The organism is Neisseria sp. HMSC70E02, from assembly GCF_001838645.1.
Lineage (GTDB): Bacteria > Pseudomonadota > Gammaproteobacteria > Burkholderiales > Neisseriaceae > Neisseria > Neisseria macacae.
Genome location: NZ_KV838080.1, coordinates 155,306 through 180,266, shown reverse-complemented (window position 1 = coordinate 180,266; position 24,961 = coordinate 155,306). Strand labels below are relative to the sequence as shown.

The window sequence follows — 24,961 nt, the reverse complement described above, 5'->3', positions numbered from 1 at the left end:
AAGGTCGTCTGAAAAGTTTTCAGACGACCTTTTGAGATTTTACTCTTTAACTAAAGGACCTGATGTTCCTCCGTGTCCGGCGGCGGTACGTACCAGTTGGAGAAATTCGGATTTTAGACCGAACGGGTCATCGCCTTGGACTTTTTGTGTCATGTTTTCGATGTCTCTCCAACTGAGTTTGCCGTTGTATTCTCCGCCGCGCAAGGCTTGGGCATAGGAAGCGGCGGCAAGGGCGAGCAGGGTGTCTTTGTCGGCTTGGTCAAGCGGTTTGCTATCAACGGGGACGGCTTGTTGCATCAGTTGGCTGTCTTTTTGTCCGGGCAGTTTGTAGCGCAATTTGACAAAGGCGTATTCGTTTTTGCTGCCTTTGGCGGTAGGGGCTTTTTGATAGCGTGATTCTTCTAACCAGCCTTGTTTGCCCTGCGGGATGATTTCATAGATGGCGGTCACGCTGTGGCCTGCGCCGATGTCGCCCGCATCTACTTTGTCGTTGTTGAAGTCTTCATTACGCAGGGTGCGGTTGGTATAGCCGACCAAGCGGTATTCTTTGACGGTGGCGGGGTTGAATTCGACTTGGATTTTGACATCCTGCGCTACGGTGGCGAGTGTGGAGGTCAGCTGCTGTTGCAGGACTTTTTTCGCTTCTTTTTCGTTGTCGATGTAGCTGTAATTGCCGTCGCCCACATCGGCGATTTGTTCCATCATGTCTTCGTTGTAGTTGCCCATGCCGAAGCCCAGGGTGCTGAGTGAAACGCCGCTTTTGCGTTTTTCGGCAACCATGGATTTGAGGGTTTCGGTGTCGGATACGCCAACGTTAAAGTCGCCATCAGTCGCCAGTAGGATGCGGTTGATGCCGTTGGGTACGAAGGCTTTTTGCGCTTGCTCATAAGCCATTTGCAGTGCGGATTCGCCGTCTGTCGCGCCGCCTGCACGCAGTTTGTCGATGGCGTTCAGGATGGTTTCTTTATCTGCACCTGAGGTGGGCGGAAGCACTAGATCTTCGCCTGACGCATAGGTAATCAGGGTCACTTTGTCTTGCGGACGTAATTGTTGGGTCAGGATGCGAAGGGTTTTTTGAACCAGCGGCAGTTTGTTTTCCTCATTCATACTGCCGGATACGTCCACAAGGAAAACGAGGTTGGCAGGCGGCAGGTCTTTTTTCGCGGTGTCTTGAGCCTGTATGCCGATTTTGATGAGTTTGGCTTCCGGTTGCCATGGAGAATCAATGGTTTCAGTGTGAACGGCAAATGGACGGTTGTCAGTAGGCAGTGGATAGTTGTAGGGGAAATAATTGACGATTTCCTCAATCCGTACAGCGTCTTTGGGCGGCTGTTCGCCATTGGTCAGGAATCGGCGGACGTTGGCGTAGCTTCCGGTATCGACATCGATGCTGAATGTGGAAACAGGCTCTTGAGCAACGGATTTGACCGGTTGGTCGGGTTGGTCTTGGTAGCGTTCGGTGTTTTCTGCAAGAGGCAGATTTTCTTCAGCAACGGCGGCAGTAGACAGTGCTGCGTTGGGTGGACTCTGAAGACCTTCAGGTGAAGAACTTGAGTGTTCGAGTGGACCGGAACACGCGGCCAAAGCTGCTAACGTGAGTATGGAAACGGTTTTTAGAAAAAAACGGGGCATGATTCAAGCTCCATAGAAATATCACATGCTGATTGTTAAAAGTATTGATAGCAGTGTATTGGCAGATTCAACGATAGCGCAGGGTCACTTTTTATTTGGATTTTATAGTGGATTAACTTTAAACCAGTACGGCGTTACCTCGCCTTGCCGTACTATCTGTACTGTCTGCGGCTTCGGCGCCTTGTCCTGATTTAAATTTAATCCACTATAATGTGTGAATAGTGGGTTAAGTTTAAATCAGGACAAGGCGGAGCAATGCGGTACTGGTCTAAACTTAACCCACTATGTTTATGACTTGGGCAAGATTTTGTCGGGCTGAGACGATTTTGTAAAGGCCTCAACCCCGATTTATCTTACATTAACTTTTCTTCCGGCGGCGTTCGCCCGGCAGCAGCATGTCCGCCCATTTGATGATGTTGGCGACTTCGGCGGGATTGAGTTCGTAGAACTGTCCGCGTTTGAGGCGGTTGGGCAGGCCGATGGGGCCGAAGCCGACGCGCACGAGGCGGCTGACGGTGAGTCCTTGGCTTTCGAATATGCGGCGCACTTCGCGGTTGCGGCCTTCTTTAATCACGACGTTGTACCATTTGTTTGCGCCTTCGCCGCCTTGTTCGTAGATGCGTTCGACTTTTGCCAAGCCGTCTTCGAGCATCACGCCTTCTTCGGTGAGGCTGCGCATTTGTTCGGTGGTCAGCCCGCCCAGTACGCGCACGGCGTATTCGCGTTCGACTTCGAAGCTGGGGTGGGCGAAACGTTGGACGAGTTCGCCAGAGGTGGTCAGGATGAGCAGGCCGCTGGTGTTGATGTCCAAGCGCCCGATGGCGACCCAGCGGCTGCTGGCGGCCTGCGGCAGGCGGTCGAAGATGCTGACGCGGCCTTGCGGGTCATCGCGGGAAACGATTTCGCCTTCTTGTTTGTAATACAGGATGATGCGCGGCAGGCGGTCGGCCCATTTGAGCTTGATGATGCTGCCTTTGACGGTAACGTGGTCGTCGGGGGTGACTTTGTCGCCCAACTGCGCGGTTTTGCCGTTGACCGTTACCCAGCCGTTGTTGATCCACTCTTCCATTTCGCGGCGCGAGCCGACGCCGGACGCGGCAAGCACTTTTTGCAGGCGTTCGGGCTCCATGCGCGACAAGTCGCTGCGGCGCTCTTTCAAATCGCGCGCACGTTCCATGATTTTTTGGTTGGGATTGCGGACGACGAGTTTTCTGGCTTTGGCGGCACGCTGTTTGGGGGCGTTTTGCGGCTTGAGGTCGTCTGAAACTTTTTGTCCGTAAGGTTTGGAAGCGGTTTTGCGCGTTTCGTCTTTGGGACGGGCTTTGCTTTTGAAAGGTTTGGCGGTTTTCTTGGCAGACGGGGCTGCGCCGTCGCGCCATTGGCGTTTGCTGGTGGGTTGCTTGGACATGGGGTTCTCCTAACGCGTTTCCTGATGATCGGAACGGTTCTTCTGCGGCGGTGGCGGCAGGATAAGTTACGGATAAAAGGCCGTCTGAAACGAATGAAACGAGTTTTGTTAAAACGTTTTTATATTTCAGACGACCTTTTGCTGGAGTCGGGATTTTACCCTATCGGCTTGAAGCTGTGGAAAGTTTAAGGCGACAGCCGCTCGCGTATCCAGTTGCCGTCAACCAAGCGGTATTGGATGCGGTCGTGCAGGCGGCTGGGGCGGCCCTGCCAGAATTCGATGCGGTCTGGGATGACGAGATAGCCGCCCCAATGCGGCGGGCGCGGGACGTGCAGCGGGTGTTTCGCGCCTACGGCAGCGGCTTTGGCAACCAACATCGCTTTGCTCGACAACACTTCGCTTTGCGCGCTTGCCCATGCGCCGATGCGGCTGGTGTAGGGGCGGCTGTCGAAATATTCGTCCGAAGCGGCGGCATCCAGTTTTTCGATGCGTCCTTCAACGCGCACCTGCCGCTCCAGTTCCGGCCAGAAAAACGTCATGGCGGCAAACGGATGCGCGTCAAACGAGCGCCCTTTGCGGCTTAAGTAATTGCTGAAGAACACAAATCCCTGCGGATTGACTTCTTTCAGCAGCACCACGCGGCTGTTCGGCCTGCCGTCTTCGCCCACGGAAGCCACGTTGACGGCGGTCGGCTCGTTGACTTGCGAATGAATCGCCTCGTTCAGCCATTGCTCGAACTGGACAATCGGGTCGGCATGGCATTCCGATTCCGACAGTTCGCGCTTGCTGTAATCTGCGCGGATATTGTGCAAATCCATGATGTCCTCCGATACTCAAGTTTGTTTGAATGAATCATACCCCGTTTTTTCAGACGACTCCAACGATAGGGAGGGAAGAATATGTGTATAATCCGCGTCAAATCAAATGAAACGGAAAAAATCATGCAAACCGAAGTCGAACTGAAAATCCTCAATCCGAAAATGGCGGACAAACTGCCCGCCTACGCCACGCCGGGTTCCGCCGGACTGGACCTGCGCGCCTGTTTGGACGAAGTCGTTATCCTGCAACCGGGCGACACCTATCTCGTTCCGACCGGTCTGGCGGTGCACCTTGCCAATCCCGACTACGCCGCCGTTTTGCTGCCGCGTTCCGGTCTGGGACACAAACACGGCATCGTCTTGGGCAACTTGGTCGGACTGATCGATTCGGACTATCAGGGCGAACTCAAAGTCTCCGTGTGGAACAGGGGCAAAGAAGCGTTTACCATCGAGCCGATGGAACGCATCGCGCAAATGGTCATCGTTCCCGTCATCCAAGCCTCGTTCAAAGTCGTGGACGAATTTGCCGCCAGCGAACGCGGCGAAGGCGGCTTCGGCAGCACGGGCAAAGCGTAAACCGCCTGTTCAAACACAAAGGTCGTCTGAATTTGAACAGAGCAGCCGAATAGGCCCTTATTGAATGCCCGAGATTTAGGGGCAGTTCAGGATTCAGACGACCTTTTCTTTTTCCTCGTTCCAAAAATCATAAAAGTTAAACCATTGCAGCGGATTTTGCGCGCATTCTTGCGCCAAAATATCGGCGAAGCCCTGCATGGCGGCGGTAACGGCGGCTTCGCGGTTGCCGCGTTTCCAGTCGGAAGTGTCAGTGAAGCGGCGCAGTTTCAAATGGTAGCGGCCGTTTTGCTTGACGCAAAACAGCGTGTTCACCTGCGTTTTCAAGAGCGCAGCCAAGAGCCATACGCCTTGCGGCATGGGGGCGGTATGGTCTAGGAAATGGATGTCGGCGGTTTTCTCGCCGCGCACGGGGACGCGGTCGGCGGCAATGGCTATCCATTCGCCGTCTTCGATGCGGCGGTTCAGTTCCATCATCAGGGTGGGATCCAAATCTGTAACCTGAATCAGGCGGATGTGTTCCGCGCCCGCTTTTTGCAAGGCTTCGTTGAACGCCTGCGCGTGTTTGCTGTGTACCAACACATTGAGCCTGAAGCCTTTATGGTGCGACACCAGCGCGCGGCAGACTTCGGTGTTGCCCAAGTGGGAGCAGGCGAAAATCTGCCCGCGTACCGAATTGCTCACTTGCGTATAAACGCCGTCCGGATCTTCGAGTACCAAATCTTCATAACGGATTTTGCGCTGCCACACGGCAAATCGATCGCATATTGCCTCGCCGAACGCGATAAATTGTTTGAATACGCCGTGTTTCGGCAAAACGGTATCGGGAAAGGCCGTCTGAAGACGGGTTTGATACCGCAGGATATGGCGGCGCGGTTTGGGCGCGGTGGCGTAGAAATACAGCACCACAAACCAGATGCACGGCCTCATCAGGAAGGCAGGCAGATAGCGCACCATCAGCGTGGTCAGGGTGAGAAACAGGCGGCTGCCGCGTTCGGGCTGTGCTGCCCAGTGGTTTTGCGTGTTGTCGGTCATGGTTTCAGACGGCCTTTCCGAATAAAGCGCCCAAACGCCGCCGCAACATCCCTAAAAACAGCCGCGTGTGCATTTTGCTGATGCGCACGTTGTCGGCGAAGGCGTTGAAATGGGACACGCCGTCGGCAGCGTATTGCACGGGCGTTTTAATCCAAACCGGCTTGATGCCGCGCCAGTATAGGCGGATGAGGATTTCCGTGTCGAAATCCATGCGGTCGCCCACGGTTTCTTCGCGGACGACCGAAAGCGCGGGGGCGAGCGGGTACAGGCGGAAGCCGCACATGCCGTCTTTGATGTCGCACGACCAAGTGTGCAGCATGTTCCAGAAGTCAGTAATTTTGCGCCCGTACAGCCGCGCTTTGGGCGCGTCGTCTCCGTATTGCGGCCAGCCGCAGACGACGGCTTCGGGGTTTTGTTCCGCCGCCGCCAAGAGTTTGGGCGTGTCGTCCAGATGGTGCTGACCGTCGGCATCGACCTGCAAAACATGGCTGTAACCGTTTTCTTCGGCGTATTTCAAACCGGTTTTGACCGCCGCGCCTTTGCCGCCGTTGATGGGGCGGTAAAGGACGTGGATGCCGTCTGAAACCAATGCCTGCAATACGGGTTTGCATTCTTCGCGCGAACCGTCGTCCACAATCAATACGTCCAAACCGAAGCCGTGCATGGTCTGTGCGACGCGGGCGATGGCGGCGGGGTGGTTGTAGTGGGGGATTAACACTAGGGTTTTCATGGGGATACCGTTTTTCAGACGACCTTCTCGCAACGCAAGATGCTGTGTCCGCGTCCGATGCCGTCTGAAATTTCCGCCACTTTCAATCCGGCGTTTTCAACGCAGCGTATCAGGTCTTCGGAATGGAAGATTTTGCTGTTGCCATTGGCCATGGCGGTGAAATACAGGCTGGTCATGGTCAGGCAGTAGGCGGCGGTTTCGTATTGCTGCCTGTCCCAGCAGGGTTCCATGATGTAGAGGCTGGTGCGGCTGCCCATGGAAGCCGCGGCGCGGCGCAGGATGCCGGTGACTTGTTCTTCGCTGAAACAGTCTAAAAACTGGCTCATCCAAATCGCGTCGAAGCCTGTCGGGAAGGGGACTTCGGGGTCGAGCAGGTTGGCGGGGTGGGCATGGATGCGTTCCGCGCCGGTTTTGCCCTTGGTCGCTTCGCGCATCAGGGCGATTTGTTGCGGCAAATCCATGATGGTAACTTCGACTTCGGCGTTGTAGCCGACGCATTGTTCCGCCCAGCGGCCGGTGTTGCCGCCGACGTCGAGCAGCTTTTTAACCGGTTTGGCGAACACGGTTTTCAAGGCTTCGGCAAAGGAATTGTCGGAATAATAGTGGTCGAAGGCAAACCATTTTTCCTGCGCGACGCTCGGCAGCGACGACAGGCCTTCGTAAATCGTCGGCCAGCCGCCGAAAACTTTCAGTCCTTCGGGTTTGCCCGTTTGCAGGGTTTTTTCCAAGTCAAACATGCCTTGGTAACAGATTTCCTGCGTGAAATCCATGTTCACGCGCGCCATTTTGTCTTTCAGTAAAAACCAGCCCGCTTTGCTGATGAAATAGCAGTTGTCGCGGGTATGCACCGTGCCGATGGAGAGCGACGCTTCAAGCAGCACTTGCGCGGCGTAACCGCTGATTTGCGCTTTCTCGGCGATTTCGGCTTGAGTGAGGCCGTCTGAATGGTTGTTCAGCAAATCCAAAATGCCGAATTTCACCATCAGGCGGGATACTTGGAACACAATCGGCGCAAAGGCGATTTCCTGCGCCAAACGCTGCGCTTCGCCTGCGGACTGGTGTTCTTCGGAATAACGTTGTGCTAGTGCTGGAAAAAGTTGCATATTTTCTATCTTTTCATTTGATTATGGGTTGTTATTAGGTTTGAGCGGGATTATCCCCGATTTGCAGGTTTTCCTCTTCCCGCAGGAGAGGGCGGAACCTAAAAGCATTTTCAGACGACCTCGAACACAATCCGCCCCGAGGCGCACGGATTGTCGCCGTTGCTGACTTTAAAGCTCAATTTGTTTTTGGCTTCATCGTATTTCAGTTCCACCGACACTTCGTCATGCGGACGGACGAACTGCTGGTATTTCAGGTTTTCCACACGGACGACGAGCTGCCTGCCCCACGGATGACGCGCCGCCAGATCGCGCACCCATTGCAGCTCGACTACGCCGGGTACAAGCGGGAAAGTGGCGAAATGGCCGCCGAAATAGACCAAATCAAGCGGCACGCGGCCGATGAAGGTTTCGGCGGCGGTTTCTTCTTCAGATGATGTTTTTGACCAAACGGGCGATGTTTGGGCGACGGTAAAGGCCGTCTGAAAATCGGCGGCGGCGATTTTGGCCTGGGCGTTGCGCGGAAGGCTGTCGGCGAAACGCCAGTAACGGGGCAGGGCGATGGTGTCCTGCGTGGCGGCAAGGTGGCGTTTGAGCGCGTCGGCAACGGCGGCTCGGCCTTGGTCGCGTAGGGCGGCGATACCGTCCGCGTTCAACGCCGCCCATATGGCGATGCGCTGATGTTGCGGATGGCGGCCGCAATGGGCGTCGGCAATCCACGGATGCCGTAAAAGTTCGTGTTCGATTTGAGTCAGCGACACGCGTTTGTCCTCGAATTTGATGATGCGGTCTTGGCGGCCGAGCAGCAGGAAACCGTCGTGCTGCGGCTCGATTAAATCGGCGGTCTGGTGGCGTTCGGGCGACCACGGCGAAGATGCCCACAATGCGCCTTCTTCGTTCTGCCCGATTTCCACGCCGGCAAACGGCCTCCATGCGCGGCTTTCCCGACGCGACGCAATCACGCCGGTTTCGGTGCTGCCGTATACTTCAAACGGGCGGACGGCAGCCTGTTGCAGCAAATCCGCCGTGGCTTCGGGCAGCGCGCCGCCCGCCGACACGATGCCCGCGATTTTATGGCCGATGCTCTGCCAGTTGCGGTTTTTGCCCAAGCGGTTGAGTACCGCCGGACTGGCAATCCACACCACTTTTTCATGCGCCGCCGTACTGGCGAGCAGGTTTTCCGGATAAACCGCCTGCCGCCGCTCCATAGGCCAGCCCATTGTCAGCGCAAGCGCGAAGCGGAAAGTGAAGCCGTAAAGGTGTTGCGGAATGACGCTGCCGATAACCGTTTCCCCGCCGCGCCCGAACGGCAGCGCGTCCGCCAACATCAAGGCTTCCGCCTGCATCTGCGCGGCGGTTTTCACAATCACCTGCGCCTCGCCGCTGGAACCCGACGTTTTCAGCCACGCTTCGGCATGGTCGGGAATCAGATGGTTTTCAGGGGCGGTCGTCGGGTTTTCAGTCGACGTGTGTGCCGGCAAATCGGGCAAGTGCCATACGGGTGGGTTGGATTGCACATCCAACGGTTGTCCGGATTCATCGCGTTGTTCGGTTTGGCTGCCCAACTTACTTTGCAAATCTTCGGAATCCGTCAAAAACACATCCGCCGTCCGCCCCCAGTCCAAATTGTCCCGCGCCAGATTCGGCAGCAGCAACACCCGCCCGCCCGAATGCCACACCGCCAACACGGCGCAGGCAAACAGCGCGGCATCGTCAAACCACAACGCGGCAGTTTGCACGTTTGCCGTTTTCAGACGACCTGAAAGATGAAAAACCGCACGGTTGAAATCAGCACGCGTCCAATTCGGATGGGTGGCGATAAGGTCTTGTTGGGGCAAATCGGGGGATAGGATTTGGGTTAGGCGCATAATTATAATTTACTAATTAATAAGAAATTAATTACATCGGAAATGCTATATTATTTTTGAGATAAAAAGCCATGATTACCAATAAAAAATTGTGAACTACCCTGCATTCCAAAGAAACTGTAGAAACTGTTTTTTATAAGTTCACGATAATAGTGCGATTATCCAATTTTATTTTTATATATTTTATTGTTCATCACTAAACATAAGTGCATCTAATTTTTCAGTATCTGCTGCTATGCCTTCATAACTAGAAATAATATTCTCCAATATTTTTAACGTTATAGTACCTGTAACATCCTGTATAACAACTTCTGTCCCTATGTTATTTAAACTACAAATTATCTCTCTAACTTTCTTTAACTCATCTAGTTTTAAATCATTTACTGCTATTACTGCATCATGGTTTGCTATTCTGGATTTTATTTCGGATAAAGAGAGTGGAGTATATTCTCTTAAAATTTTATAGGTCGAAGTTTTATCATTAATATATTCAATAATTATGTCTATGGTTTTCATTTTTTCCTCTCGAGATTAAAAATCTTCAATTGGTTTTATTCGTTCCTTAAGTAAACTTGTCTTCCAGTTTTTCACATTGAAGCAGTATTTTCCATTGACATGAAATGAGTAATGATTGATGCGTTTTCAGACGACTTACACCTTCAATACGGCTTTCCGATACACCCACTCTCCGGCAAACAAAAGCCCCATTAGTACATACGACACGATGCCGGTATAAGCCGCCCACCAGTCGTAATATTGCAAGCCTGCCAAAATAGCGGCGGTTGCGCCGTTGAGGATGAAGAAGCCGCACCAGATTTGCGTGACGCGGCGGGTGTGGCGCACACCTTCGGGCGGCAGGTCGGGGTGTTGCAGTCGGGCGAGGCGTTCGATGACGGTTTGTTTGGCAAACAGGCTGCCGCCGAAAACGGCAAGCATCAGCGCGTTGACGGCGACGGGATACCAATACATCGAATCGGGTCGTCTGAAAATCAGTATCGCGGCGAAAAAGGCGGCAAGAATAATCGCCGTAATGCGTTGGGCTGTGGTTTGCGGCATGGCGGCGCGGATCAGCCACAGGATGCACATGGCGGCGGCAAGCCAGAAAAACGCGCCGTTTTCCCTGCCGTAATACCATAGGGGCGGATAGGCAAGGCTGGCGAGGGTCAGTAGGAGTTTTCCCAGTGTTTTCATAATGGTGTTCGGTTTCAGACGACTTTTGGGGTTTTTGGGGGGGGGAAAGGTCGTCTGAAAGTTGTTTGGAAAAATAGCAGGGTCAGTTCAACATGGCAATGGTGGCGGACAGAAAAAACGGTGCGACAAGGGTCAGGATAAAGCCGCTGACGATGGCGTATTTGATGTATTCGGCGCGGCAGTTTTCTTTGACAAAGGGTAGGGCGGAGTCCATTGCCGCTGCGCCAGAAATGCCGATTGCCGCCATAGGCTGCTTTCGTCCGTAGAAATACAGGAAGACGATGCTGATCATTTCGCGGAAAAAATCGGTCATAAACGCTGCCGCACCCATTTCGGGCGATACCGCTTTTCCAACCATAGGACCCGAAAGGGAGAACCAGCCGAAACCGCCAGACAATACCAGGCTTTGGGCAAACGAATAGGGAGAACATAGCGAAAAAACGAAACACGCGGCGGCGGTTGCAGCAACGGTCAGAAGCGGCAGCAGGAAAATCCTACGTCCGAATCCGCCAAGCTGGAAATGAACCAAGTCCATGCCAACCATGAAAATCAGCAGATAGAGGATATGGGTGCTGTCGATGGGCAGATTGCCGACCTGTCGCCCGAAAAAGGCAAATGCCGCGACACCCAAACCAAAAAAAGCAAAGGCTTTGAAACAGCCGTAAAAGGGTTTGATAAAGCTGCCCGATGGAGTGGGAGCAGTCGAGGCTTCGGGTTTGCGATAAAGCGAAATCAAGGTAAACGCGCTGATAATCAGTGCGAGCAGCAGGGCATATTTGACGATGTCCGCTCCCAGATTCGGGTCGGTAAAGACGCCGCCGAACTCATAGCCCATGAAAAAGAGCAGCAGCAGGACAATAAAGGACAAGGGTTTGAGTAGGACTTGTCGAAGGGGTGGTGCAAGAAATTTACCAGATAGGAAACCGGTAGATAACAATGCAAGAACAATAAAGATCGATGATAAAGATGATTCCATATTTATAACTCTCCAGTTGAAAATTATTGATTTGATATTAAATATTTTGTTTCGTAACAGAGAGAAGTCAATTAATATCATTGTTCTTTGAGCAGGTTTGCCAGTTGCAGTTTGCGGCCGGTTTCGCGTTTGATGTGGTCAATAAGGTCGATGGTGTCTTGGATTATTCGTTTTCTTCCTCATCTTTGCTTTTTTTAAAGTCGTCATATTCTTTGAACAGTTTAAAATATGTTGGATAAAGCTTGGCGATGCGTTTACGGTTTTTCGGGGTGCAGAATTTTGCCACTTCTTTGGGTTCATGAGATTTCGGATAGCGGGAAAAGAATTGAGTTTGCTCTTGTTCGGTCATTTTTTTGACCGTTGGGCAGATAGGGGACATTTCTGACTTGCTGTTGACCGTTCCAACCATAAGCCATGCCAGCATCCCGTTACGTTGAGTTTCCTCGTTCGTGTTTTTTTCACAAAATTCCATATCGTTATACATATCCAATGAATCACGAATGACTTGCATACATTCGGCATGTGTCATTTTTTTGATGAGGGAAATTTCAGCGTGCGCAGACAAGGCGGGGAGTAAGAGCAGTAGGGTAATGAGTTTTTTCATGGTGTTAGTTGTATAGTGGATTAAATTTAAACCAGTACGGCGTTGCCTCGCCTTGCCGTACTATTTGTACTGTCTGCGGCTTCGTCGCCTGGTCCTGATTTAAATTTAATCCACTATATATTATGGATAAGTGAGAAAGGTTGATGTTGTTTATTGATGCTCAGACGACCTTGCCGATTGTCAAGGCCGTCTGAAAATATGCCGGTTTAAATCAGAATCAGGAATCTTGCGCCTGTACTTTCAAAACCGCCTGAACCACGTCATCCACGGTGCGCACGTTGCGGAAGTCTTCGGCTTGCAGTTTGCGGCCGGTTTCGCGTTTGATGTGATCGATAAGGTCGATGGCGTCGATGCTGTCGATTTCCAAATCTTCGTAGAGGTTGGTCTCGGGTTTGATGCGCTCGGGTTCGATTTCAAACAGGTTGACCAGTGCATCGGTCAGAAGGGTGCGTACTTCTTGTTCGGTCATATCGCTTCTCCTTTATGCCTGACGGCTTTTGACGAATTCTGCCAGTGTTTTGACGTTGGCGAAGTTTTCGCGCAGGTTGTCGTTTTCGCCGTCGAGCTGGAAGCCGAAGGTTTTTTGCACTGCCAAACCGAGTTCCAGCGCGTCGACGGAATCCAGCCCCAAGCCTTCGTCGCCGAAGAGCGGGTCTTCGCTGCCAATGTCGGCGGCGGTGATGTCTTCCAGCCCCAAGCTGTCGATGATCAATTCTTTGATTTGGTTTTCTAAGTTATTCATGTGGTTTTCCTTGTGAAATAGTCTTGAAGGTATTCGTTTAAACGCCTTGCGGCGATGGGTAGGGGTTTTTCCGCCAGCCATTCTTCGGGCAGGATGTCGTCGCCGACGGTGATTTCATAATGGATTTTGTGCGGCGGTATTTTGTACCAAGGCTGGCCTTTTTTGAAATTGGGCGGCGTCATTTTGATGCACACAGGGGTGATGACCGATGCGCTGCGCAAACCGAGCGATACCGCGCCACGGTGCATTTTAACCTGTCCGTCCCAGCCTGTGCGCGTGCCTTCGGGGAAAATCAGCATACTTTGCCCGCTTTTGAACACGGCGTCGATTTCTTCCAACATTTCCATGCTTTCGTCGTTGGGGATGTAGCCGGAAGCGATAATCTGGCTCTTCATGCTGGGGTTGTTCAACAGGTCTTTTTTGACCAGCACGTTCGGGTCGGGGAAGTGGCTGACCATTAAGACGACATCCAGCAGCGAGGGATGGTTGGCGAGGACGAGCTGCCCCGGCCGGCCGAGTTTTTCCAAACCGTTGAAACGGACGCTCAATACGCCCGACCATTGCAGATAGCCGACGAAAAACCGCCACACGCGGCCTATCATGCGGCGGGCGGCAAGCTGGCGCGGTATGTCGCCTTTGGTGGACTTGAGCGTGTAGGGCAAAAGTGCGATTTTGAACAATACGCCCGCAACGCCGAAGAGGATGAAGCCGAACAGGGTGGCAAAGAAACGGCGGCAGTAGTCTAGGGTTTTCATGGTTTTTTGCACCATGTCCATCGGCGTTTTTCATGTTGCCATTCTGCCGAAAGGTCGTCTGAAAGTAAAAAACGGATCCAGTCGAGCGCACCCCAGTAATCGGCTGACAGCAGGTCGGACGGGTTTTCAGACGACGTGTCGTCAACATCGAGGCTGAGTGTGTAGCCGTCTCCCTGCGTCAGTACAAGCGACAGGGCGTAGGCAAACGGGGCGCGTGTGGCGTGGACGGGGTAGTCGTTGGACAAAGGGTCGTCGGCGATTAAGACCAACACGGATGGTGCGCCGTCTTGCAGCAGGGCATAGGCTTCTGCCAAAGTGGTTTCGAAATTGTCGCTGCCGGCGGCGAGGGCGGTGTGTTCGCTCATGTCGCCGCGCAGCATGGACCATTGTCCGGCGGGAGCGTTGTGGACGGACAGTCCGAAGGAGGTCGGTGAAACGCTGTCGGTTTGCAACAGTCCCAGCCATAATTCGAAACTGCGGTTGATTTCTCCGTCATGCGAGGCGTAAACCAACGGACTGCCGGGGTATTGTTCCGCCAATTCCCACGAGGCGTCGCAAATCAGGCGCGCGGCTTTGCCCAAACGGCGGCGTTGCAGTGCGGGCAGGAAGGCAAGCGCGGGTTTGTGGTCGGGCAGTCCGGCGGCGTCTAATGCGCCTGATGCCCATTGCCGCCATTGTTCGGGCGTGGCGATTTTACTGCTTGAGGCGTGCCAAGCGGCGATATTGAAAGAAAAACGGCAAATGTTGGATGACATGATGGTTTTCAAAAGTTTACATTGTGATGTATTTTAACGAAATAGCTTAACACATTCTAGGGTCTGATATAATCGCGATATTCTAACGTATTCTGTTTTCAGACGACCTTTATGACTGTAAATTTAATTTGCCCCATTCATGATGTTGCTTCTTTATTGCCACACAGCGGCCATATGGTGTTGCTTGATTGTGTGACGGAATACAGCCCGAAACACGTGTGCGCCCAAGCCGCTGTGGGGGAAAAGCACATCTTGTTGGTTGATGGGGCATTGCCGGCGACATCGCTGATGGAAATCATGGCGCAGGGCATAGGCGCGTTTGCAGGTATACAGGCTTTGGAAGCGGGTGAGCCGGTGCGGCTTGGCTTTTTATTGGGAACGCGCAAGCTGGAATTGTTTGCCGATAGCCTGCCCGTCGGAACGCAGATGAAGGTGGTCGCCAATCTGTCGATACAGGACCCGGGCGGCATGGGCGTATTCGATTGCGAACTGCATTGGACAGATGCGCCTGAAGATGCCCGCGCCAAGCTGCCTGCGGACGGACTGGTGGCAAAAGCCTCGTTGAACGTGTACAGTCCGAAAGACGGAAAGGTCGTCTGAAAACAGCCTTCTCTGTCCAGATGATGACCAATAAGCAGACCGCGCCAACCAATAGGAAACATTATGAGCGAAACCATCTTGATTACCGGCTCCAACCGGGGCATAGGCAAAGCCGTCGCACTCGGTTTGGCTGAGGACGGCTTTGATATAGTCGTCCATTGCCGCAGCCGCCGCGATGAAGCCGAAGCCGTAGCGGAAGAAATCCGCGCTTTGGGCAGACAGGCGAGGGTGTTGCAGTTTGACGTGTCCGACCGCGCAGCCTGCCGCGATATTTTGACTGCCGACATCGAAGCAAACGGCGCGTATTACGGTGTGGTGTTGAACGCCGGACTGACGCGCGACAATGCTTTCCCCGCGTTTTCAGACGACGATTGGGATTTGGTGCTGCGTACTAATTTGGACGGTTTTTATAATGTGTTGCACCCGTTGACCATGCCGATGATACGCCGCCGCAAAGCCGGACGGATTGTGTGCATGGCGTCGGTGTCCGGCTTGACGGGCAACCGCGGGCAGGTCAATTACAGCGCGTCCAAGGCGGGCTTAATCGGCGCGGCAAAAGCCTTGGCGGTCGAACTGGCGAAACGCAAAATCACCGTCAACTGTGTAGCGCCGGGTTTAATCGATACGGAGATTGTCGATGAAAATGTACCTGTCGAAGAAATTTTGAAAGCCGTCCCCGCTGCGCGTATGGGGCTGCCGGAAGAAGTGGCGCATGCGGTGCGCTTCCTGATGGATGAAAAAGCGGCGTACATCACGCGCCAAGTGATTGCGGTGAACGGAGGTTTGTGTTGAATACCAGAAGAGTCGTAGTAACGGGCATAGGCGGCATTACCGCCTTCGGTCGCGATTGGCAAAGCATACAGGCGGCGTTTAAAGCCGAAAAAAATGCCGTCAAATACATGGATTGGCGCGGACGTTTCCCTGAATTGGAAGCGCAACTGGGTGCGCCGATTGAAGGCTACACTCCGCCCGAACATTGGACGCGCAAGCAGCTCAGAAGCATGGGGCGCGTGTCGCACCTGTGTGTCGATGCGGCGGAGCAGGCACTGACGGACGCAGGTTTGCTTGGAGACGAAAGCATTACCGACGGACGCATGGGCGTGGCGTGCGGCTCGTCCGTCGGCAGTACCAAAGACATCGGCGACATGGGCGAACTGCTGACTACGGGCACATCGCGCAATTTCAACGCCAATACCTATGTGCGCATGATGCCGCATACGACCGCCGCCAATATCGGCATCTTTTTCGGATTAAAAGGGCGCATCATCCCGACATCGAGCGCGTGTTCGTCCGGCAGCCAAGGCATAGGCTATGCCTACGAAGCCATCAAATACGGCATGATAGACATGATGCTGGCGGGCGGCGGCGAAGAATTTTGTCCGTCCGAAGTTTATGTTTTCGACTCGCTTTACGCCGCCAGCCGCCGCAACGGCGAACCCGAACTGACCCCGCGTCCTTACGACAACGGTCGCGACGGCTTGGTCATTGGCGAAGGCGCAGGGATTTTTGTGTTGGAAGAATTGGAACACGCCAAACGGCGCGGTGCGAAAATCTATGCCGAACTCGTCGGCTACGGTGCCAACAGCGACGGCAGCCACGTTACCCAGCCGCAAAAAGAAACCATGCAAAAATGTATGGAACTCGCGCTGCAAGACGCAGGCATTACGCCCGACAAAGTCGGCTACGTCAGCGGTCACGGTACGGCGACCGAAAAAGGCGACATCGCCGAAACGCTGGCGACCGAAGCCGTGTTCGGATTCATTCCCATGAGTTCGCAAAAAAGCTATCTCGGCCATACGCTCGGCGCGTGCGGTGCGCTGGAAGCGTGGTTTACCATTGAAATGATGAACAGCGGCTGGTTTGCCCCGACCGTCAATCTGAACGACATCGACCCGCGCTGCGGCAAGGTGGATTATATTTTGAGCGGCGGCCGTGAAATCGAAACGGATTATGTGGTCAGCAACAATTTCGCTTTCGGCGGCGTGAATACTTCGCTGGTGTTCAAACGCTGGCGGGATGAAAACGCTTAATCGCAGCCGCGTTATCACAAAATCCAAAAGGTCGTCTGAAACCGTTTGACTCAACGTTTTCAGACGACCTTTTTAGTTATTATAGTGGATTAACTTTAAACCAGTACGGCGTTGCCGCGCCTTGTCCTGATTTAAATTTAATCCACTATAAAGCTATATCACGAAGTCCAGCAGATAAAAGTCTTCTTTGCCCACGCCGCATTCGGGGCATTTCCAATCGTCGGGGATGTCATCGAATTTGGTGCCGGGGGCGATGCCGTGTTCGGGATCGCCGAGGTCTTCGTCGTAAATCCAGCCGCAGGGGCCGCACATGTATTGTGCCATGGTGTGTTCCTTCTGATGGTTGAGGTCGTCTGAAAACGGTCGGCAAAAGGTTTTCAGACGACCCCTTGTTGGTCTGTTTCAGCCCTTATGCCGCTTCCAGTGCCGCGATTTCTTTGCGCAAGTGTTTCAACGCGGGGGTAACGATGGCGACGAACATGGCTTCGCGGACGCGGCGTTGGGCGGGGCTGCGCATGAGGTAGCCTTTGGCGCCGGCGTGTAAGGCGGCGGATTGGGCGGCGGCAAGCGTCAGTTCGGCGGCGGCGGCGCGCAGTTTCAGCGTGGCGAGGTTGTCGGGCGTGTTGTTCCAAGCCAAGTCTGCCAGTCGTTCGGTGGTTTGCCATGCTTCGTCCAAGGCGGCTTTGAGGCTGTCGTAGCTGTCGTCGAGGTAGCTGTTGACATCGGCGTTGACGACGTTGGCGATGCGGATGATGCCGAGGCTGCCGTCGATCACGCCTGCGCCGATGCCGATTTGCAGCAGGATGAAGCCGGACTTGATGGAGGCGATGTAGTCAGAGAACTGTTCGGGCGCAGCAATCACGTCTTCGTCAGGGATGAATACGTCTTTGAAGTTCAGGCTGAACGTGCGCGTGCCTTCGAGGGCGCAGAATTCGGGGCAGGCTTGCAGGGTCACGCCTTCCCATTGTCCGCCAGTGATGAACATGACGTAGCCGTCGCCGATTTGGGCGGTATTTGCCCAGATGTGGTCTTCGCCGATGTTGGATACCCACGGCAGCGCGCCGTTGACTGTGTAGCCGCCGTCCACGCGCTCGGCTTGAAGGTTGTGTTTTTCAATGCCGGCGAGGTGTTTGACGGTATTGGACATGCCCGTACCCGCCAAGACTTTGCCTTGCAGGATGTCGGCGAGGTATTTGTCTTTGACGGCTTGGTTGGGCGTCTGGTGCAGATACCAAGCGCAAGCCGCCTGACACCATGCGCTGAACGAGGTCGCGCCGCATTCTTTGCCGACTTCGCGCAAGACGGCGATTTGCGTCGCCAAACCCAAGCCGTTGCCGCCTTCCGCTTCCGTACCGACTGCGCCGAATCCGCCGATAGCGCCGAGTTCGCGCATAAAATCTTCGGGATACAAGCCATTGCGGTCGATTTCGTCCACTAAGGGTTTGAGTTTGGTTTTGACGAGTTCGGCAACTTGAGACAATAAGGTTTCACGGTTCATGGTCTTATCCTTGAAAATGTGTGCAGACGGTGCGGGAGGACGTTCCGTTGGAAAGGGGAGGCAGTCCGTTACAGGGACGGCATTTTTGAAAAAGGTCGTCTGAAAACGGGCAAATAGTTTTGCCGCCGCTTTTCAGACGACCTTGGGTCAGAATCAGGCGAATGCCTGCAATTCAGGGTTGATTTCTGTTTGCGCGACGTTGTTGACGTAGTTGCACAAAGTCGCCAAGGCAACGCCCATCACGACTTCGACAGCCTGCTGCTGGTTGTAGCCGGCGTCGAAGAAGGCTTTGAGTTCGGCATCGGATACTGCGCCTTTTTTCGCCATCACGGCTTGGGTAAACGCAGCGAGCGCGCCCAGTTTGGCATCGTCAAACTCGCCTGCCGCCAACGCACGCGCGGCTTTGATGGATTGCTCGGACAGAAGTTTTTTCAAGGTTGCCAGCTTGGTGTGGCCTGCCACGCAGAAACCGCATTCGTTGGTGCGGGCGGCGATGATTTGGATGACTTCGACTTCACCGGGAGTCAGGCTGTTGGCGGCGTTCAGTTTGCCGACTTCTTGATAAAACGCCAACGCTTCAGGCGCGTTTGCCAGCACGCCGATGAGGTTGGGGATGAAGCCGTTGTTTTTCAGCGCGGCTTCGATGCGGGGTTTTGCTGCTTCGGGAGCGGTTTCGACGGTGTGTACGGTTAAGCGTGCCATATTGGTTTCCTTTTTATTTGCGATTTGTCAAAAGATGGAGGGCATAGTAGGGAAACAAATCCCAAAGTTGAAAGACCTGATAATTATTTTGATAAAACCAATAGTTATAAACGGCCAAGAAATTGATTAGATTTATATAATTATTTAATCACATCAATAGTTTTCAAATATAGATGTAAATGGAAGGAAATCAAAAATCAAAAGAAAGGTCGTCTGAAAACCAAAATACAGTTTTCAGACGACCTTTTCTTGCGAACCGATTTATTCGGCTTGTTCTTTCAATACGGCTTCAATCAATTCCTGTGCGCCGTCGTCCGCCAGCTTTTTGGCGACTGCGCGTCCGAGCGCGTCGGCGTAGGCGGCGGGGGCTTGCGCATCTGCCTGCAAGATTACCGAGCCGTCGGGGTGTCCGACCAGTCCGCGCAGGGTGAGCAGGCCGTTTTCTTCGGTGCAATACGCGGCAAGCGGTACTTGGCAGCTTCCGCCCAAAGCGCGGGCGAGGGCGCGTTCGGCGGTCACGCAGGCGTGTGTGACGTCGTGGTTTAAGGGTTTCAATACGTCGAGAAGGTCGGTGCGGTGTGCGGCGATTTCGATGCCCAACGCGCCTTGTCCGGCAGCGGGCAGGCTGTCGGCTTCGGAGAGGATCAGGCGGATGCGTTCGTCCAGTTCCAAACGCTGCAATCCGGCGGCGGCGAGGATGATGGCATCGTATTCGCCGTTGTCGAGTTTGGACAGGCGGGTTTGCACGTTGCCGCGCAGGGGTTTAATCACTAAGTGCGGGTAGCGGGCGCGCAACTGGGCTTCGCGTCGCAGGCTGGATGTGCCGACGACGGCGCCTTTGGGCATTTCTTCCAAACGCGCGTACTGATTGGATACGAATGCGTCAAATGGATTGGCGCGCTCGCCGATGGCGGCAAGGGCGAAGCCTTCGGGCAAATCCATCGGCACGTCTTTAATCGAATGCACCGCCAAATCGGCGCGACCGTCCTGCAAGGCTTGTTCCAACTCTTTGATAAACAGGCCTTTGCCGCCGATTTTCGACAGGGTTTTGTCCAAAATCTGGTCGCCGCGCGTGGTCATGCCCAAGATTTCGACTTCGCAGTCGGGATACAGGGTTTTCAGACGACCTTGGATATGTTTTGCCTGCCACATGGCAAGCAGGCTTTCGCGGCTGGCGATAACGAGTTTTTTCGGGTTCATTTGCAGTTTCTGATTTTCTAATTCATGAGGCGGGAAGGTCGACAGTCTAACACAAACTTTCTACGCTAACCGCCTGACTGTACTTGCCCAAGGGGCCGAATCCGTTGCCTTGGTTTTGTTCTTTGGTCAGCACTTTTCCCTGAATGCAGACATTGTTCAGGGTAACGTTATATGAGCCGGAACTCAGGCGGTTTTTTTCTACTTGGTCCATCAGGCTGTCGCCACCGTTGATGAAATAGGTTTTTCCGTCGGCGGTAAATTCCGCCTGTTCGAGCGAATAATGGACTGTCCCTGTCATTTTGACCGTATCGCCGCCGCTTTTCTCGACCGGAGTTTCCGTCGGTTTGGCAGCCGACGTTTCGATTTTGTTTTGTGGGGAGCAGGCTGTCAGGGCAATCAGTAGGGGGAAAAGAAATTTGTTCATTTGCAATTACCGTGGTTGATAAAGGTATTCCGCTGCGAAGCTGTCGGAGAAGCCGTTGCACTATATCTGTTGCAACGAAATAAACTATAATGTGTACCGGCATGATGGTAGTCCATACTGCCGTAAAATAAAACTTATTCTCTAAAAACATTTTAAACCCAACAGCCTTACAGCATGAAACGCGCCAAAAAATATCCCTTCTTATCGTTGCAGCGGCAACGTTTCTGCCTGAATTTTGAAAACGCCTCAACCGCCGCCGACCTTCCGGGCGAACGCGATTTCTACCGCTGGGCATGGGCGGCGTTGAAAAACGAATACCGCCGCGCCGACATCAGCCTGATTCTGCTGGACGAAGAAGAAGCCCGCGCCTACAACCGCGATTACCGCAGCAAAGACTACGCCACCAATGTGTTGAGTTTTGCCTTGAACGAAGGCGAAATCCTGCCCGATCAGTTTTCAGACGAGCTTTGCGGCGATTTGATCATCTGTCCGCAAGTCGTATTGAAAGAAGCTGCCGAGCAGGGCAAAACCGCCGAGCAGCATTTTGCCCACCTGACCATGCACGGCACGCTGCACCTGATGGGCTACGACCACATCGAAGAGACCGAGGCCGAAGAAATGGAGGCGCTCGAAATCCGCCTGATGCAGGCGGCAGGTTATCCCAACCCCTACCAAGAGGACGAATACTGAAATGGACGACACCCGGTCGAAACCGACATTTTTCGAACGTTTGATTTCCCGACTTGCCGGCGAACCCGATTCCGCCGAAGACGTACTCAGCCTGCTGCGGCAGGCACACGAACAGGAAGTATTTGACGCGGATACACTTTTGCGGCTGGAAAAAGTCCTCGACTTTGCCGACTTGGAAGTGCGCGATGCCATGATTACCCGCAGCCACATGAACGTTTTGAAAGAAAACGACAGCATCGAGCGCATCACTGCCTACGTCATCGAAACCGCCCATTCCCGCTTCCCCGTCATCGGCGAAGACAAAGACGAAGTCCTCGGCATCCTGCATGCCAAAGACCTGCTCAAATACATGTTTAATCCCGAGCAGTTCAACCTCAAATCCATCCTTCGTCCCGCCGTCTTTGTACCCGAAGGCAAATCGCTGAACGCGCTTTTGAAAGAATTCCGCGAGCAGCGCAACCACATGGCAATCGTTATCGACGAATACGGCGGCACGTCGGGTCTGGTAACTTTTGAAGACATTATCGAACAAATCGTCGGCGACATCGAAGACGAGTTTGACGAAGACGAAAGCGCGGACAATATCCACGCCGTTTCCACCGAACGCTGGCGTATCAACGCCGTAACCGAAATCGAAGACATCAACGCCTTTTTTGGTACGGATTACAGCAGCGAAGAAGCCGACAGCATCGGCGGACTGGTCATTCAGGAATTGGGACACCTGCCCGTGCGCGGCGAAAAAGTCGTTATCGGCGGTTTGCAGTTCACTGTCGCCCGCGCCGACAACCGCCGGTTGCATACGTTGATGGCGACTAAGGTGAAATAACAATTTACTTGAAGAACAAATGAAGCAAGGTCGTCTGAAAACTTGGAAACAGGTTTTCAGACGACCTTTTGGTCTTGAATTAAGGAGAAATGGAACGGTGGTTATGTAGAAATGTAGATGATGGACAACCGCCGTTTTTTATCTCATCTGTCCGTTAAACGGCTTTTGAAGTTGGCCAAAAGACAGACTATTTAGCCTTGCTTCTGCCTTTGCGCTTGGTTGGCGCGGTATCCGGATTTTTCACCTTGATTTTCACGCTTTTGCTTGGCTTTTTGTCTTTGCGTTTGGCTTTTTCCGTTGCCGTTTTGGCTTTGGCGGTTTTCTTTTTGCCGTTTTCAGACGACGTTGCTGCGCTGTCCGGTTGGGCTTTGCTGCGGCGTTTGGCTGCAGGTTTTTCCTGTTTTACAGGCGTTTTCATCGCGTCGTCGATTTCTTTCGCCGTCAGTTTGCGTTTGGTTTTCGAGCCGGTTTGTGCAGTGGTTTTAGTGCGGCGTTTTTTGCCGCTGCTTCCGCCGCTGATCAAGGTCAGGTCGATTTTGCTGGTGTCCAAATCGGCGCGCGCCACTCGGACGCTGACTTTGTCGCCCATGTTGAAACGGATGCCGCTGCGTTCGCCTTCTATCGCCATGATTTCGGGACGAAAGTTGAAATAGTCTTCGCCCAAATCGCTGATGTGTACCAAGCCGTCGATGTGGATGCCGTCTAAGGTAACGAAGAGGCCGAAGTTGGTCATGCCGGAGATTTTGCCTTCGAATATTTCGCCAACTTTATCGCGCATGTAATAGGTTTTCAGCCAGTTTTCCACGTCGCGGCTGGCATCGTCGGCGCGGCGTTCGCAGAACGAGGTATGTACGCCCAAAGCCTGCCAGCTTTTACTTGGCGTGTAGGTTTGCTGGTTCAACACGGCTTTGATGGCGCGGTGGACGGTCAGGTCGGGATAGCGGCGGATGGGGGAGGTGAAGTGGGCGTATGCTTCGTAGGCAAGGCCGAAGTGTCCGTCGCAATGCGGTTCGTAAACTGCCTGCTGCATGGAGCGCAACATCATGACTTGCAGCAATTCGGCATCGGGCCTGCCTTTGAATTGTTCGGCAAGCGCGGCATAGTCTTTCGGTGTCGGGTTGTCGCCGCCGCCCAGTTGCAAACCCAGTAAGCCGAGCTGCTCGCGCAGGGTGGCGAGTTTTTCAGGTGTCGGGCCTAAGTGGTTGCGGAAGAGGGCGGTGTGCTTGTTTTTTATCAGGAATTCTGCCGCGCAGACGTTCGCCGCCAACATGCACTCTTCAATCAGCTTATGGGCGTCGTTGCGGACAACGGGCACGATTTTTTCGATTTTGCCGTTGTCGTCGAAAAGCATTTGGGTTTCGACGCTTTCAAACTCCACCGCGCCACGTTCGAAGCGTTTTTTCTGAAGGATTTTGAAGAGTTTGTAGAGGGTGTCGATTTGGGCTTTGTGCGGATGGTCGAGGTCGTCTGAAATCCAATCCCAGACTTGGTTGTAAGTCAGACGGGCATGGGAACGCATAACCGCAGGGTAGAAGCGGTATTCTTTAATATTGCCCGCGTAAGTGATGACCATGTCGCACACCATGCACAAACGCTCGACATCGGGATTGAGCGAGCAGATGCCGTTGGACAGGTTTTCCGGCAGCATGGGAATCACGCGGCGCGGGAAGTAAACGCTGGTGCTGCGTTCCTGCGCGTCCATGTCGATAGCGTCATCGGGGCGGACATAATGGCTGACATCGGCAATCGCCACGACCAAACGGTAATTGCGCCCGATTTTTTCGGCAAACACGGCATCGTCGAAATCGCGCGCCGTTTCCCCGTCTATGGTTACCAAAGGTAAATCGCGCAAATCGACGCGGCCTTTCAAATCGCTTTTGCGAACATGGTCGGGGATTTTTTTTGCGGCTTTGGTACACGCTTCGCTGAATTGGTGCGGCAAATGGTGTTTGCGCACGGCGATTTCGATTTCCATACCGCTGTCGGCATAATCGCCCAATACTTCGATGATTTTCGCCACAGCAGGGCGGTTTTGCTCAGGATAAGTCTCGATTTCGCCGACAATGACCTGGCCGGATTCGGGTTTGAAATGCGCGACGCTGTCAGGTTCCAAAACAATGCTTTGGTTCAGACGTTTGTCTTCCGCTTCCAAAATCGCTACGCCGCGATCCATATAGAAACGCCCGACCACTTTGCTTTGCGCGCGTTCGACAATATCTAAAACCGTTCCTTCGCGGCGGCCTTTGCGGTCGATACCGGCAGGGCGGACGGTCACGATGTCGCCGTGCATGATGCCGCGCATTTGGCGTTCATATAAGACAAAATCGCCGTCTTTGGTGGGTGTGAGCGGTACGGCGAAGCCGAAGCCGTCTTTGTGCGCCTCGACACGGCATTTGACCAAATCCAATTTGTCCGCCGCGCAAACCGCACCACGACGGTTAATTAAAACCTGACCGTCCCGCGCCATCGCTTTCAGACGACGTTCAAAAAATTCGTACTCTTCTTCCGTAATCGACAACTCGCGTGCCAAGACTTCGATTTTCGACGGCACGCCTTTTTGCTCCAATAATTCAATGATCCACTCCCTGCTTGGCAGCGGATGTTCGTAACGTTGTTTCTCCCGTTTCAAAAACGGGTCTTTTTCTCGTAAATTTAAAGATTTAATATTTTTGTTCATTTTATTGGTTGACATTCTTTTTCTAAAATATATAATGACCGCTTCTTTGCGAAATAGTCAATCACTGTAACGCAAAACAGGAAATAAAGCAAAGCCCAGGTGGCGGAATTGGTAGACGCGCTAGCTT

General features: G+C 53.4%; 27 protein-coding genes, 1 tRNA gene and 2 pseudogenes (1 of these 30 only partly in view). 7 read left to right on the top strand and 23 right to left on the bottom strand.

The features are described from left to right. Nucleotides 1–39: 39 nt before the first annotated feature. The 4 genes and pseudogenes from HMPREF3277_RS04890 to pdxH form a co-directional block, all read right to left on the bottom strand. A complete protein-coding gene (locus HMPREF3277_RS04890) occupies nt 40–1,632 on the bottom strand; it encodes a vWA domain-containing protein (protein WP_070870197.1) in 1,593 nt (530 codons plus the stop codon). Between the two features lie 105 nt (nt 1,633–1,737). Beyond that, nucleotides 1,738–1,848: pseudogene (locus HMPREF3277_RS15225) on the bottom strand (IS5/IS1182 family transposase); the annotation flags it as partial. Between the two features lie 142 nt (nt 1,849–1,990). Beyond that, on the bottom strand, nt 1,991–3,040 hold the full coding sequence (locus HMPREF3277_RS04885) for a pseudouridine synthase (RefSeq protein ID WP_003764594.1): 1,050 nt from the start codon (nt 3,038–3,040) through the stop codon (nt 1,991–1,993). Nucleotides 3,041–3,225: 185 nt separating this feature from the next. Further along, nucleotides 3,226–3,858: a pyridoxamine 5'-phosphate oxidase gene (gene pdxH, locus HMPREF3277_RS04880; RefSeq protein WP_049231438.1), complete on the bottom strand. Its 633-nt coding sequence runs from the start codon at nt 3,856–3,858 to the stop codon at nt 3,226–3,228. Between the two features lie 123 nt (nt 3,859–3,981). Between pdxH and dut the strand changes: the two genes are divergently transcribed. Next, nucleotides 3,982–4,434: a dUTP diphosphatase gene (gene dut, locus HMPREF3277_RS04875; protein ID WP_070870202.1), complete on the top strand. Its 453-nt coding sequence runs from the start codon at nt 3,982–3,984 to the stop codon at nt 4,432–4,434. 93 nt (nt 4,435–4,527) lie between these two features. On the opposite strand, the gene HMPREF3277_RS04870 is transcribed toward dut, so the two are convergent. From HMPREF3277_RS04870 to HMPREF3277_RS04810, 13 genes and pseudogenes are all read right to left on the bottom strand, one after another. After that, nucleotides 4,528–5,466, bottom strand: a complete 939-nt coding sequence (locus tag HMPREF3277_RS04870; RefSeq protein ID WP_070870196.1) for an LpxL/LpxP family acyltransferase — start codon at nt 5,464–5,466, stop codon at nt 4,528–4,530. Between the two features lie 4 nt (nt 5,467–5,470). Further along, nucleotides 5,471–6,196, bottom strand: a complete 726-nt coding sequence (locus HMPREF3277_RS04865; protein ID WP_070870195.1) for a glycosyltransferase family 2 protein — start codon at nt 6,194–6,196, stop codon at nt 5,471–5,473. 14 nt (nt 6,197–6,210) lie between these two features. Further along, nucleotides 6,211–7,299, bottom strand: a complete 1,089-nt coding sequence (locus HMPREF3277_RS04860; protein WP_070870194.1) for a FlxJ family methyltransferase — start codon at nt 7,297–7,299, stop codon at nt 6,211–6,213. 110 nt (nt 7,300–7,409) lie between these two features. Next, nucleotides 7,410–9,164, bottom strand: coding sequence for an ApeI family dehydratase (locus HMPREF3277_RS04855; RefSeq protein ID WP_070870193.1), 1,755 nt, complete (start codon nt 9,162–9,164; stop codon nt 7,410–7,412). A gap of 183 nt (nt 9,165–9,347) precedes the next feature. Next, nucleotides 9,348–9,680 (bottom strand): hypothetical protein, encoded by a 333-nt coding sequence (locus HMPREF3277_RS04850; protein ID WP_070870192.1) that lies wholly within the window; start codon nt 9,678–9,680, stop codon nt 9,348–9,350. A 135-nt stretch (nt 9,681–9,815) separates the two neighbouring features. Beyond that, on the bottom strand, nt 9,816–10,355 hold the full coding sequence (locus HMPREF3277_RS04845) for a COG4648 family protein (RefSeq protein ID WP_070870191.1): 540 nt from the start codon (nt 10,353–10,355) through the stop codon (nt 9,816–9,818). 82 nt (nt 10,356–10,437) lie between these two features. Further along, nucleotides 10,438–11,223: a LysO family transporter gene (locus tag HMPREF3277_RS04840; protein WP_070870190.1), complete on the bottom strand. Its 786-nt coding sequence runs from the start codon at nt 11,221–11,223 to the stop codon at nt 10,438–10,440. A 271-nt stretch (nt 11,224–11,494) separates the two neighbouring features. After that, nucleotides 11,495–11,935 carry a hypothetical protein gene (locus HMPREF3277_RS04830; RefSeq protein ID WP_070870188.1) on the bottom strand — a complete coding sequence of 147 codons (441 nt, stop codon included), beginning with the start codon at nt 11,933–11,935 and terminating at the stop codon, nt 11,495–11,497. A 10-nt stretch (nt 11,936–11,945) separates the two neighbouring features. Next, nucleotides 11,946–12,053: pseudogene (locus tag HMPREF3277_RS15220) on the bottom strand (IS5/IS1182 family transposase); the annotation flags it as partial. Nucleotides 12,054–12,152: 99 nt separating this feature from the next. Next, nucleotides 12,153–12,404: an acyl carrier protein gene (locus HMPREF3277_RS04825; RefSeq protein WP_009174186.1), complete on the bottom strand. Its 252-nt coding sequence runs from the start codon at nt 12,402–12,404 to the stop codon at nt 12,153–12,155. Between the two features lie 12 nt (nt 12,405–12,416). After that, complete coding sequence (locus HMPREF3277_RS04820; protein WP_003779133.1) at nt 12,417–12,677, bottom strand: phosphopantetheine-binding protein; 261 nt, start codon at nt 12,675–12,677, stop codon at nt 12,417–12,419. Continuing rightward, on the bottom strand, nt 12,674–13,432 hold the full coding sequence (locus HMPREF3277_RS04815) for a lysophospholipid acyltransferase family protein (protein WP_009174185.1): 759 nt from the start codon (nt 13,430–13,432) through the stop codon (nt 12,674–12,676). Before HMPREF3277_RS04815 ends, HMPREF3277_RS04820 begins: the two co-directional genes overlap by 4 nt. After that, the gene (locus HMPREF3277_RS04810; protein ID WP_070870201.1) at nt 13,429–14,187 is read right to left on the bottom strand and encodes a beta-ketoacyl synthase chain length factor; all 759 of its coding nucleotides are present in this window, start codon (nt 14,185–14,187) and stop codon (nt 13,429–13,431) included. The genes HMPREF3277_RS04815 and HMPREF3277_RS04810 overlap by 4 nt, the downstream gene beginning before the upstream one ends. Before the next feature lie 174 nt (nt 14,188–14,361). Between HMPREF3277_RS04810 and HMPREF3277_RS04805 the strand changes: the two genes are divergently transcribed. The 3 genes from HMPREF3277_RS04805 (at nt 14,362) to HMPREF3277_RS04795 (ending at nt 16,817) form a co-directional block, all read left to right on the top strand. Then, nucleotides 14,362–14,787, top strand: a complete 426-nt coding sequence (locus HMPREF3277_RS04805; RefSeq protein ID WP_003779137.1) for a hotdog family protein — start codon at nt 14,362–14,364, stop codon at nt 14,785–14,787. Between the two features lie 63 nt (nt 14,788–14,850). Continuing rightward, on the top strand, nt 14,851–15,579 hold the full coding sequence (fabG, locus tag HMPREF3277_RS04800; RefSeq protein ID WP_003757552.1) for a 3-oxoacyl-ACP reductase FabG: 729 nt from the start codon (nt 14,851–14,853) through the stop codon (nt 15,577–15,579). Continuing rightward, entirely contained in the window at nt 15,573–16,817 is a 1,245-nt protein-coding gene (locus tag HMPREF3277_RS04795) for a beta-ketoacyl-ACP synthase (RefSeq protein WP_070870187.1), read from the top strand. Before fabG ends, HMPREF3277_RS04795 begins: the two co-directional genes overlap by 7 nt. A gap of 153 nt (nt 16,818–16,970) precedes the next feature. Here HMPREF3277_RS04795 and HMPREF3277_RS04790 read toward each other — a convergent pair whose 3' ends face one another. The 5 genes from HMPREF3277_RS04790 to HMPREF3277_RS04770 form a co-directional block, all read right to left on the bottom strand. Beyond that, nucleotides 16,971–17,141, bottom strand: coding sequence for a rubredoxin (locus HMPREF3277_RS04790; RefSeq protein WP_003757556.1), 171 nt, complete (start codon nt 17,139–17,141; stop codon nt 16,971–16,973). Nucleotides 17,142–17,226: 85 nt separating this feature from the next. Next, the gene (locus tag HMPREF3277_RS04785) at nt 17,227–18,315 is read right to left on the bottom strand and encodes an acyl-CoA dehydrogenase family protein (protein WP_070870186.1); all 1,089 of its coding nucleotides are present in this window, start codon (nt 18,313–18,315) and stop codon (nt 17,227–17,229) included. Between the two features lie 153 nt (nt 18,316–18,468). Continuing rightward, the gene (locus tag HMPREF3277_RS04780) at nt 18,469–19,017 is read right to left on the bottom strand and encodes a carboxymuconolactone decarboxylase family protein (RefSeq protein WP_039408538.1); all 549 of its coding nucleotides are present in this window, start codon (nt 19,015–19,017) and stop codon (nt 18,469–18,471) included. Between the two features lie 261 nt (nt 19,018–19,278). Then, on the bottom strand, nt 19,279–20,217 hold the full coding sequence (gene hemC / locus HMPREF3277_RS04775) for a hydroxymethylbilane synthase (RefSeq protein ID WP_049223893.1): 939 nt from the start codon (nt 20,215–20,217) through the stop codon (nt 19,279–19,281). A gap of 46 nt (nt 20,218–20,263) precedes the next feature. Further along, nucleotides 20,264–20,641, bottom strand: coding sequence for a hypothetical protein (locus HMPREF3277_RS04770; protein ID WP_070870185.1), 378 nt, complete (start codon nt 20,639–20,641; stop codon nt 20,264–20,266). A 174-nt stretch (nt 20,642–20,815) separates the two neighbouring features. Here HMPREF3277_RS04770 and ybeY point away from each other — a divergent pair, with 174 nt between their 5' ends. Together ybeY and HMPREF3277_RS04760 are read left to right on the top strand one after the other, a co-directional pair. Further along, on the top strand, nt 20,816–21,331 hold the full coding sequence (ybeY, locus tag HMPREF3277_RS04765; protein ID WP_070870184.1) for an rRNA maturation RNase YbeY: 516 nt from the start codon (nt 20,816–20,818) through the stop codon (nt 21,329–21,331). A gap of 1 nt (nt 21,332) precedes the next feature. Further along, on the top strand, nt 21,333–22,157 hold the full coding sequence (locus HMPREF3277_RS04760) for an HlyC/CorC family transporter (protein ID WP_003757575.1): 825 nt from the start codon (nt 21,333–21,335) through the stop codon (nt 22,155–22,157). Between the two features lie 187 nt (nt 22,158–22,344). Here HMPREF3277_RS04760 and rnr read toward each other — a convergent pair whose 3' ends face one another. Next, on the bottom strand, nt 22,345–24,834 hold the full coding sequence (gene rnr / locus HMPREF3277_RS04755; protein WP_141765181.1) for a ribonuclease R: 2,490 nt from the start codon (nt 24,832–24,834) through the stop codon (nt 22,345–22,347). A 93-nt stretch (nt 24,835–24,927) separates the two neighbouring features. On the opposite strand from rnr, the gene HMPREF3277_RS15215 reads away from it, so the two are divergent. After that, nucleotides 24,928–24,961 (top strand) — tRNA-Leu (locus HMPREF3277_RS15215); it runs 176 nt beyond the window's last position.